This is a genomic window from Sphingobium sp. HDIP04 (assembly GCF_000445085.1).
GTDB classification, from domain to species: domain Bacteria; phylum Pseudomonadota; class Alphaproteobacteria; order Sphingomonadales; family Sphingomonadaceae; genus Sphingobium; species Sphingobium indicum.
In genome coordinates, this window is the sequence record NZ_ATDO01000043.1 from 1 (window position 1) to 6,202 (window position 6,202).

At 59.4% G+C, this 6,202-nt stretch carries 8 protein-coding genes; 5 read left to right on the forward strand and 3 right to left on the reverse strand.

From position 1 onward, the window contains the following. Positions 1-24 precede the first annotated feature (24 nt). The 3 genes from L286_RS27295 to L286_RS27305 all read left to right on the forward strand — a co-directional run bounded on the left by L286_RS27295 (position 25) and on the right by L286_RS27305 (position 4,172). Complete coding sequence (locus tag L286_RS27295) at positions 25-2,907, forward strand: Tn3 family transposase (RefSeq protein WP_021222998.1); 2,883 nt, start codon at positions 25-27, stop codon at positions 2,905-2,907. A 142-nt stretch (positions 2,908-3,049) separates the two neighbouring features. Then, on the forward strand, positions 3,050-3,916 hold the full coding sequence (locus L286_RS27300) for a recombinase family protein (RefSeq protein WP_006953933.1): 867 nt from the start codon (positions 3,050-3,052) through the stop codon (positions 3,914-3,916). Positions 3,917-3,986: 70 nt separating this feature from the next. Continuing rightward, a complete protein-coding gene (locus L286_RS27305) occupies positions 3,987-4,172 on the forward strand; it encodes a hypothetical protein (RefSeq protein ID WP_021222999.1) in 186 nt (61 codons plus the stop codon). Position 4,173: 1 nt separating this feature from the next. Here the strand turns inward: L286_RS27305 and L286_RS27310 are convergent, their stop codons facing one another. Then, positions 4,174-4,575, reverse strand: coding sequence for a hypothetical protein (locus L286_RS27310; protein WP_021223000.1), 402 nt, complete (start codon positions 4,573-4,575; stop codon positions 4,174-4,176). A 53-nt stretch (positions 4,576-4,628) separates the two neighbouring features. Between L286_RS27310 and L286_RS49170 the strand changes: the two genes are divergently transcribed. Continuing rightward, complete coding sequence (locus tag L286_RS49170; RefSeq protein ID WP_226998764.1) at positions 4,629-4,847, forward strand: helix-turn-helix domain-containing protein; 219 nt, start codon at positions 4,629-4,631, stop codon at positions 4,845-4,847. A 147-nt stretch (positions 4,848-4,994) separates the two neighbouring features. Then, the gene (locus L286_RS48840) at positions 4,995-5,144 is read left to right on the forward strand and encodes a hypothetical protein (RefSeq protein ID WP_021223001.1); all 150 of its coding nucleotides are present in this window, start codon (positions 4,995-4,997) and stop codon (positions 5,142-5,144) included. 10 nt (positions 5,145-5,154) lie between these two features. Here the strand turns inward: L286_RS48840 and L286_RS48845 are convergent, their stop codons facing one another. Then, positions 5,155-5,319: a hypothetical protein gene (locus L286_RS48845; RefSeq protein ID WP_021223002.1), complete on the reverse strand. Its 165-nt coding sequence runs from the start codon at positions 5,317-5,319 to the stop codon at positions 5,155-5,157. A gap of 217 nt (positions 5,320-5,536) precedes the next feature. Beyond that, positions 5,537-6,163, reverse strand: a complete 627-nt coding sequence (locus tag L286_RS27320; RefSeq protein ID WP_021223003.1) for a DNA adenine methylase — start codon at positions 6,161-6,163, stop codon at positions 5,537-5,539. Positions 6,164-6,202 lie beyond the last annotated feature (39 nt).

Consider the following 6,202-nt stretch of genomic DNA (forward strand, 5'->3'; position numbering starts at 1 on the left):
GATCGGAGTATTCCGGGCGGGGATTTGATCGGACGATGGAGCCTGAGCTTTGCCGATATTGATTTTGTAAATTCGAAGCCGGCCCTGACGCGCCTTGGCCTCGCCGCGCAGCTGAAATTCTTCGCTTCCCTGGGGTTTTTCGCGATCGATCCCGGCTCAATCCCTACCGATGGCCTCTCGTATCTGGCCGAGCAACTCGGTGTCGAGGCTGGCGAGATAGCCGGTTATGACTTTTCCAGTCGGACAGCACGACGGCATTGTGCGGAGATCCTGATCCATCTTGGATATCACCGCATGAAGCGGGTGGATCGCGCGCAATTGACGGAATGGATTGCTGGCGAGCTGTGCCCGGGCGGCCAGTCGATCAATGCCATGCTTGAGCATGTTTTCCTGTGGTGCCGGGACCGGCGTATTTATGGGCCGTCGCGCAAGGAGCTTGAACGTGTCGTTCGCTCACAACGGCAAGATTATCTGGACACCTGGCTGATCGGAGCCAGTGATCGGCTTTCGTCAGATGCGGTGGCGTTATTGGAAGCCTCGCTTGCCGATCCGGACAGCTCGACCGGATTCAACAGGATGAAGGGTGACGCCGGACAGGCAACGCTCGACAACATTCTCGACGTGACCGAGAAACTCGCCTTTATCCAGAGACTTGATCTTCCCCATGATCTCCTGACGGCTACGGGCAAGCCATGGGTCGATCAGATTGTTCGCCGCGTTGCCGGTGAAAAGGCCTCGGAGATGCGCCGGCATGCGCCGGCGCGACAGCTCGGCCTTTATGCGATTTATCTAATGTCGCGGGAGGCGCAACTCACTGACGCGATGATCGACCTGCTGATCGAAACCGTTCACAAGATCGGAACGCGCTCGAAACGCAAGGTGGTGGGCGATATCGCGAAAGACATCGAGCGGGTCTATGGAAAGGAGCGCCTGCTGGTCGAGATCGCCAGCGCCTCGATCAATGAACCATCGGGGCGCATCTGCGATGTCATTTTCCCGATCGCCGGTAAGGCCAAGCTGGCGGCGATCGTCAAGGAGAGCCATGCGAAGGGCGCTCTGGACCGGCGCATCTACAAGGTGATGCGTGGTTCCTGGGCCAATCATTACCGGCGCATGCTGCCAAGCCTGCTTTCCGTACTTGAGTTCCGGTCGAACAACGCGGTGTGGCGGCCGGTCCTGGCGGCCCTCGACTGGATCAGGAGCAAGGTGGATGGCGGATGCCGCTTCGTGCCATTGCAGGATGTTCCGATCGATGAGGTGATTCCAGCGCGATGGCGCAGTTCCGTCATTGATGACGATGGGCGGGTAAACCGGATCAGCTATGAGCTTTGCGTCCTGACGCAACTGCGCGACCGCATCCGCTCCAAAGAAATCTGGGTGGTCGGGGCGGATCGCTATCGCAATCCCGATGACGATCTTCCCAAGGACTTCGAGATCAGGCGAGATGCGTACTATTCCGGCCTCAGCCTGACGCCAGATGCGCAGGCGTTTTGCGCCTCGATCCGGGAGGAGCTTGAACGGGAACTGTTGCTCCTCAATGCCAATATTCCACAAAACGACAAGGTCCGGCTCCTGTGGCGCGGCGACAACCGGATATCGATTACACCGTTCAAGCCCTTGCCCGAACCGAAGGGTCTCGCTTCGATCAAAAGCGAGATCGGTCAGCGCTGGCCGATGACCGGACTGCTGGACGTGTTGAAAGAGGCTGCTCTGGACACGGGATTGATGGATGCTTTCGAAACGTCGGCCTCGCGGGTTACCCTGTCGAAAGCAGCCTTGGCTCAGCGTCTTTTGCTGTGTCTCTATGGCTTGGGCACGAACGCCGGGCTCAAGCGGGTCGCTGGCGCAACACCCGATGTCAGTTACGAGGAATTGCTGCATGTCCATCGCCGTTTCATCCACGCGCCAGCGCTGAGGGAGGCGTGCGCGCGGGTAGCAAACGCGACACTGGCAATCCGCAATGCCGCAGTATGGGGAGATGCGGGCACGGCATGCGCGTCCGATTCAACGAAGTTCGGCGCGTGGGACCGCAACCTGATGACGGAATGGCACGCCCGCTATGGCGGCCGTGGCGTCATGATCTACTGGCATGTGGAGAAGCGCGCGACCTGCGTTTATTCCCAGCTCAAGCGGTGCTCTTCCTCGGAGGTCGCCTCCATGATCGAAGGCGTGCTACGCCATTGCACCGACATGGAAATCCAGCGCCAGTACGTCGATAGCCACGGCCAGAGCGCAGTCGGCTTTGCGTTCTGCCGACTCCTTGGATTTGAGCTTGCCCCGCGGCTGAAAGCAGTGGCACGCCAGAAACTGGCCCTTCCCCAAGCCGGCATGCGCACGCGGCTTTCCAATTTACTGCCGATCCTCTCCAGCCCGATCGACTGGGACGAGATCGAGCAACAATATGACGAAATGGTCAAATATGCCGCTGCCATGCAATCGCGCACCGCCGATCCGGAAGCGATCCTGCTCCGGTTTGCCAGAGCCGAAGTGATGCACCCGACCTACAAGGCGCTGAGTGAACTCGGCCGCGCGGTCAAAACAATCTTCCTATGCCGGTATTTGCGTCAGGAGGCATTCCGCCGCGAGATCCACGAAGGGCTGAATGTGGTTGAGAACTGGAACGGCGCTAATGGTTTCGTGTTCTTCGGCAAGGGCGGCGAGATCGCCACCAACCGCATCCATGAGCAGGAAATCTCCGTTCTGGCGCTACACCTCCTGCAAGCGTCGCTGGTGTATGTGAACACCCGCATGCTTCAGACCGTACTGGTTGAGCCGAAGTGGGCGGGGCGGATGACGCCGGAAGATTATCGTGGTCTCACGCCGTTGATCTACAGTCATGTGAACCCTTATGGCCGCTTCGACCTCGACCTGAACGACCGGATTGATTTTGGACGGCTTGCAGCGTGAGGCGGCTGATCGGCCTATAACATTTGGGTACACCCCAGAGTGATAGGGCCGAGTGACACCATTCGTCTGTCACAAAAGGGTGGGTTTGCGCTCAATGTGACGATACACTGCAAGAGCCACCCTAATGTGACGGATTTTGCACTTGGCTCGTATCGGATATGCCCGCGTCAGCACCACGGACCAGGATCTGGATATCCAGATTGGCCGCCTCAAGAATGCAGGTTGCGAAATTATCCGTTCCGAGACCGGATCGGGGGCCTCGCGGAGCGGGCGCACGGAACTGGAAACGATCATGCAGTTTATGCACACCGGCGACGAGCTGGTCGTGCTGCGGCTCGACCGGCTCGGCCGCTCCACGCGCGATGTCCTGAACCTGGTGCATGAGCTTGATGAAAAGGGAGCTTCGCTGCGCATCCTTGAGCCAGAGGTGACGACGGCGGGCGACATGGGGCGAATGGTCATCACCATACTCGGCATGGTCGCCGATATGGAGCTGAAGTTCATCAAGGATCGTCAGCGCGCCGGGATCGAAGCGGCGCGCGCCGAAGGCGTTTACAAAGGCCGGAAGAAGAACGTCGATGACGATGAAATCCGCCGTCGCCTTGCCGCCGGCGCCAGCAAGGCCCGCGTTGCCCGCGACCTGAAGGTCTCACGAATGACCGTCTATCGGGCGCTCGACATTATTCCGTCACAGACCAAACTGCCGGAAAAGCCGCCCACTGCCAGCATCGCCCTGCATCTGATTATCGAGAACTTCAACAAGCGTGGAAGAGGTAGAAAACCCGCTCGGGAGCGGATTGAGGCGATGCTGGAACGCGACTACGCCATGGTAAAAAACGGCAATTGTGATTACAAACTGACCGTCGCCTATGACCCCGATCCGGATGGCATTTCCCTTGATGAGGAAATCCAAAGCCTCCTCTCCGAGATGTTCAACATCGCAGAGAGCTACAATTGCTCCATGGAAGCCGATATCTACGAGGTCGGTGGTCAGCAACGGTCCTGGTAGAATCAATCAAGCGTTCAGTGTTCGTTCTTCAACCTGGCCAAAATCGCAGCTTCGGGCCGACTGGGCCGACTTGCAGCAGAACAGCCGCTTGGGCCGTGAAGGCGTGGTGCGCCAGATCAGGGCGGCGATCGAGAACCCGCGTCAGCAGGAGCGGGAGGCTCCCCGGATCGAGCTGGACGACGAACGCGAAAGGAAGCGTTCCGGGCCGGTTATCGGAGACGATCAACCGGCCCAGCGCCGCAGCGTTCGACGCTAGATCAAGCGGAAACCAACTTCCTAGAATAGTCGAGGGAACGGAGCGCGGTTTTGAGATGGAAGGCGGTTATGTCGTCGTCCATCTCCACCGCGATAACGAGGCTTTCCCGCGCAAGGTCTATAGCGTGGAGGAGGCGGCGATATTGTTCATCGCTCAGGTCCGTGTCTCGCATTGTTCTCGCAGTTCGCGGGGCCTCCGCTTCATCCACGGTCAGGGTGACAGGCTCCCGATCGTCATGGCCTTCGGCCTCTAGCTCGCTAATGTAATGCAGCGAATGGAGCGCGTGTTTCAGTTGGAAGGCTGATAGATCGTCGCCCAGCTCCGCCGCGATAGCGAGGCTTTCGCGCGTGAGGGCTATAGCATGTTGGAGGCGGTGATATTGTTCGCCGTTCAAGTCCATCATCAGACGACTCCGAAGCAGGTTCCAGAATGGCAATATACCTACGTTTGGACGATATGGCGCACCCGTTGAGCAAATTGTTCGGGAAGCGGTTGAGGGCGCGGAGGCAGGCCCTCAAAATGTCACAAGCGATGCTGCATGAGCAAACCGGCGTCACGGCCTCCTACATTTCGTTTATCGAGAACGGGAAGGCCAATCCGACCTTGGACGTTATGGCGCAGCTCGCGGACGCGATCGGGTGCCCTGTCTCGGAAATGTTGGCCGCTGAAGCATAGTCGCCGCTGTCTATGCGCTGCAGCATAGCCGCCCGCGTCTATGTCGCCGGTGGCATAGACGTTCCCGTCTATGAGGCGGGCCGGTGAAGCCCCCTTGCTGGCTTAGGAGGTTGCAGCATCGCGCCGGAGCCGTAATCATCCGGTGCCATGAAGGACTGGCCCGATCCGAACGACAATTCCGGCAGCGACTTGCTTATCCACATCGAGTTTTGGGGATTGCTGGCGCTTACCGGACTTGCCTTCCTCGCGGGCGTTGGGCCGCCGATCGTCCGCTTTGTCCGTTCAATCATCGGATAGGCGCGCACGCCTATGATGCTGTCCCGTGGCGGGGAACAATGTAGGCCCATATGCCGCCTTGGCTCGCCCACTCTGGATGCCGATAGTTATAGGCCATCATGGCGAGCGTGAACAGCAGCAGCAGAAGCGCCGACAAATCGCCGCGCGAAAAGGGCCTGTTGTTATCGCCGTTCATCGCCTCTTTTGACACAGGAGCGGTAATCGGACCCTTGCCCGCCTTGGTTAAATGTTGGTGGACGAGCTGGCGGCGCAAAAAGATGGACCCGACAGCTAATGCAGCCGGGTCCAGTGAAAGAACCTAAATGATCGAGAAAGGTTCTTCGGGTCGCAGGGCTGATCTAGGATGCTTTGGTTAATCATTTCACAACGGCAACGAGTGCGGCGCTGGCCTGCTATGAGTCCACTTCCAGCAGCGCGGCGAGGATCGCAATTCGCTCGCCCGCAGGCAGCTCGCTAAACATGCGTTTCCAACGTGCCGCCTTGCGCTTGATCCTCTGGCGATCGGTGAAATCCACCCCGGCATGGGTGGCCCAATGCGCCGCGTCGGGCGCATAGTTCATCCATAGACATTCGGTGCGCGGCCCGCCTCGCGTCATGGCCTGATAGGACAGGACGCGCCAGCGCGGCGCGGGCAGCAGCTCGCTATACAGGGCCGAGGGATAGCCTGAAATCATCACCGAGGCGGGCAGCGCATCGAGGACGGCCAGCAGTTCCCTATGGTCCGCGTCCGTATAGTCATAGCGGTAGCGCGTGCCCGGATGGGAGCGCGTGGCGAGGACATAGGGCGGATCAGCATAGATCAGCACGCGCCCAGCGGCCGAAAAGTCGAAATCGCGCAGGAAGGCGAGGCAATCGACGTTGTAGGTTTCGACGGCCGCGCCATCGAACGCGCTCGATTCCTCTGCCGCGATCGAGCCGAAGCACTCAAAGGTAGCCGGATCAATTTCGAGGCCGATCGAGCGGGCAGCGGGAGGCTTGCGCCGGAGGACGATGCCGGAGCCTAGATGGCCCCTGTGCATTATTCGGCCACAGATTCACGGTAGGCGAGCTTGAGGGAC

What these genes read in the sequence shown, in the direction of transcription:
- L286_RS27320 (WP_021223003.1), bottom strand. Translation starts at nt 6,163, where the DNA reads ATGCACAGGGGCCATCTAGGCTCCGGCATCGTCCTCCGGCGCAAGCCT.
- L286_RS48840 (WP_021223001.1), top strand. Translation starts at nt 4,995, where the DNA reads ATGAAGGACTGGCCCGATCCGAACGACAATTCCGGCAGCGACTTGCTT.
- L286_RS49170 (WP_226998764.1), top strand. Translation starts at nt 4,629, where the DNA reads ATGGCGCACCCGTTGAGCAAATTGTTCGGGAAGCGGTTGAGGGCGCGG.
- L286_RS27310 (WP_021223000.1), bottom strand. Translation starts at nt 4,575, where the DNA reads ATGATGGACTTGAACGGCGAACAATATCACCGCCTCCAACATGCTATA.
- L286_RS48845 (WP_021223002.1), bottom strand. Translation starts at nt 5,319, where the DNA reads ATGAACGGCGATAACAACAGGCCCTTTTCGCGCGGCGATTTGTCGGCG.